This is a genomic window from Komagataeibacter sp. SM21 (assembly GCF_041402665.1).
Classification (GTDB): Bacteria; Pseudomonadota; Alphaproteobacteria; order Acetobacterales; family Acetobacteraceae; genus Komagataeibacter; species Komagataeibacter saccharivorans.
Window position 1 is genome coordinate 1 of sequence record NZ_JBGLOV010000066.1, and the last position, 1,269, is coordinate 1,269.

General features: G+C 53.6%; 1 protein-coding gene. It reads right to left on the reverse strand.

All coding sequences use genetic code 11. The annotated features are described in order from the left end of the window. Positions 1–1,261, reverse strand: a 1,261-nt coding sequence (locus ACBR42_RS17030; protein ID WP_371208827.1) for an IS1182-like element ISGdi16 family transposase, incomplete at its 3' end; no start/stop codon positions are given. Positions 1,262–1,269: the final 8 nt, after the last annotated feature.

The window sequence follows — 1,269 nt, forward strand, 5'->3', positions numbered from 1 at the left end:
ACCGATCGATCTTCAAAATGCGCTTGAGGTGAGCAAACAGCATTTCGACCTTCTTTCGTTCTCGTCTGGAGATAATATAGGCGTCGGTTAAGGCAATGTCGCGGGCCATATCACGAGCGCCTTCATGAATAGAGCGCAGAACCTTACGATTGGGCTGATTGGGGCAGCATTTTGGTTTGAGAGTGCATACGTCGCACGCCAGTTTCGACGAACGGTATCGAAGTAGGTTGTCGGGAGAGGCATTTGGTTGATCCGAGTTGATCTTGCGCCACTGCTGCTTCAGTTCCTGTCCTCCAGGACAGATGTAAAGATCGTGCACGTGGTCATATGTGAAATCTCGACGTTCGAAAGTCCCGTCCTGCCGGGCAGATTTGTCGAAGACCGGAATGTGAGGTTCGATGCCACGCTCATGAACCAGCCACGCAAGATTTTCAGCGGATCCATAAGCTGTATCCGCAGCAAGCCTTTCGGGCCATATTCCAAATGTTTCCTGCGTACGCTCTATCATTCTGCGTTGCGCCGTAACCTCGGCCTGCCGGATGGCTGTCGTGGTTTCTACATCCATGATGACAGCCGATTTAAGGTCGATGAGGTAATTTGTGCAGTAGGCATAATAAGCAAGGCCACCGCTTGCAGCGTTCCAACGTGCCGCAGGATCGACCGGAGAGATATATTTTGGTTGCACGGGCGTAGCAGACCCAAATGCAGCATCGTCCAGCACCGAGAAATACTCACGCACAGCACGTTGGGCTGCCTCGATCGGCAGTTTATCAGGGCTCGGAACACTGCGCTGCCGATTGGCGTCGGCCTTGATCGTGCTGGCATCGACCGCAAAGCCTTCACCGCCCACCAGTCCCTTGGCGATGCACTGCCGGACGGTCATTTCGAACATTTGGCGAAGCAGATCACTCTCCCGGAAGCGTCCGTGCCGGTTTTTCGAGAATGTCGAATGATCAGGCACAGGGCCGTTGAGACCAAGGCCACAGAACCACCGGTAGGCCAGGTTAAGATGGACTTCTTCACATAGCCGTCGCTCCGACCGAATACCCATCACGTAGCCAACGATTAACATCCTGATGATCAGCTCGGGATCGATTGAAGGCCGCCCCGTGCCGCTGTAAAATGGGCGAAGATGCTCACGCAGGCCATCCAGATCGACAAAGCGATCAATTGAACGCAAAAGGTGGCCAGCTGGCACATGATCTTCAAGACGGAACTCGTAGAACAGTGCCTCCTGTATTTTCGTTCGATCACCCATCATTTGCAGGT